Here is a 2,109-nt window from a genome sequence, read left to right as displayed (position 1 = left end):
GGGATGGCCGGGGTCTTGGCCAGGATCTCGGAGACCGGGTAGCGGGATTCCCGCCGGACGGCCATGAAGATGCGCGGCATGACGGGGAAGTGGAACGCCATGTGGCACTCGTCGCCGCCGCTCGGGTAGTCGCCGAAGTAGTCGACGACGTCCTCGGGCCACTGGTTGGCCTCCGCCAGCAGCACCGTGTCCGGGTACTGCGCGTCGATCTCCTTGCGCACCCGCTTCAGGAAGTCGTGCGTCTCCGGGAGGTTCTCGCAGTTGGTGCCCTCCTGCTGGTACAGGTACGGCACGGCGTCCAGCCGGAACCCGTCGATGCCGAGGTCCAGCCAGAACTTCAGGGCGGAGATCATCTCCTCCTGCACGGCCGGGTTCTCGTAGTTGAGGTCCGGCTGGTGGGAGAAGAACCGGTGCCAGTAGTACTGCTTGCGGACCGGGTCGTAGGTCCAGTTGGAGGCCTCGGTGTCGACGAAGATGATCCGCGCGTCCTGGAACTGCTTGTCGTCGTCCGCCCACACGTAGTAGTCGCCGTAGGGCCCGTCGGGGTCCTTGCGCGACTCCTGGAACCAGGGGTGCTGGTCACTGGTGTGGTTCATGACGAAGTCGATGATCACGCGCATGCCGCGCTGGTGGGCGGCGTCGACGAACTCCACGAAGTCCGCGAGGTCGCCGAACTCGGGCAGCACGGCCGTGTAGTCGGAGACGTCGTAGCCGCCGTCGCGCAGGGGTGACTTGAAGAACGGCGGCAGCCACAGGCAGTCGACGCCGAGCCACTGGAGGTAGTCGAGCTTCGCGGTCAGGCCCTTGAGGTCGCCGACGCCGTCGCCGTTGCTGTCCTGGAAGGAGCGGACGAGCACCTCGTAGAAGACGGCGCGTTTGAACCACTCCGGGTCGCGGTCCCGGGCGGGAGTGTCCTCGAAGGTGTCCGGAACGGGTTCGTTGACGATCATGTTGTGGGTGACCCTCCGATCTCCGGGGTGGACGGTCGCAGAACCGTGAAGACGTGCGCGGGCCTGCGGCCCGGTTCGAGGCGCACATAGTTGGCCCTGCCCCAGTGGTAGATCTCGCCGGTGAGCTCGTCGCGCACCGGCACCGACTCGTGCCAGTCCAGGCCGAGTTGCGGCATGTCCAACGAGACCGTGGCCTCCTGGGTGTGGTGGGGGTCGAGGTTCGCGACCACCAGAACCGTGTTCGAACCCTTCCGCTTCGAGTAGGCGATCACCGCTTCCTGGTCGGCGTGGTGGAAGTGGAGGTCCCGCAGCTGCTGGAGGGCCGGATTCTCCCGGCGGACGGTGTTGAGGCGGGTGAGGAGCCGGGTGATGGTGCGGCCCTCGCGTTCGGCGGTGTCCCAGTCGCGGTGCCTGAGCTGGTACTTCTCCGAGTCGAGGTACTCCTCGCTGCCCTCTTTGAGCGGGGTGTTCTCACACAGCTCGTAGCCGGAGTAGATGCCCCAGGTCGGCGACAGGGTCGCCGCGAGCACGGCCCGGACCTCGAAGGCGGGCCGGCCGCCGTGCTGGAGGTAGGCGTGCAGGATGTCGGGGGTGTTGGCGAAGAAGTTCGGCCGCATGTAGGAGGCGGCCTCACCGGACAGCTCGGTCAGGTACTCGGTCAGCTCCTGCTTGGTGTTGCGCCAGGTGAAATACGTGTACGACTGCTGGAAACCGATCTGGGCCAGGGTGTGCATCATCGCCGGCCGCGTGAACGCCTCGGCCAGGAAGATCACATCCGGATCCGCGCGGTTGACCTCCCCGATCACCCGCTCCCAGAACACCACCGGCTTGGTGTGCGGATTGTCCACCCGGAAGATCCGCACCCCGGCGTCCATCCAGTGCCGCAGCACCCGCACCGTCTCGGCGACCAGACCGTCCATGTCGGCGTCGAAGGCGATCGGGTAGATGTCCTGGTACTTCTTCGGCGGGTTCTCCGCATAGGCGATGGTGCCGTCGGGGCGGTGGTGGAACCACTCCGGGTGCTTCTGTACCCAGGGATGGTCCGGCGAGCACTGCAACGCGAAGTCCAGCGCCACCTCCATGCCCAGCTCCCGCGCCCGCTGGACGAAGGCGACGAAGTCCTCCAGCGTGCCCAGAGCGGGGTGCACCGCGTCGTGAC

Annotated in this window: 1 protein-coding gene and 1 pseudogene; both read right to left on the bottom strand. The window is 66.8% G+C overall.

Annotated features, from left to right (window positions below; translation table 11 throughout):
- The coding region (locus AB0E85_RS26145; protein ID WP_361931701.1) for an alpha-amylase family glycosyl hydrolase at positions 1-950 on the bottom strand (950 nt) is incomplete at its 3' end.
- Positions 947-2,109: pseudogene (locus AB0E85_RS26140) on the bottom strand (alpha-1,4-glucan--maltose-1-phosphate maltosyltransferase); the annotation flags it as partial. The gene AB0E85_RS26145 and the pseudogene AB0E85_RS26140, both read right to left, overlap by 4 nt.

The organism is Streptomyces sp. NPDC029044 (assembly GCF_040637495.1).
In the GTDB taxonomy this organism is placed as follows: domain Bacteria; phylum Actinomycetota; class Actinomycetes; order Streptomycetales; family Streptomycetaceae; genus Streptomyces.
Note: the sequence above shows the minus strand (reverse complement) of the source record. Positions and strands in the feature narration are given on the sequence as shown.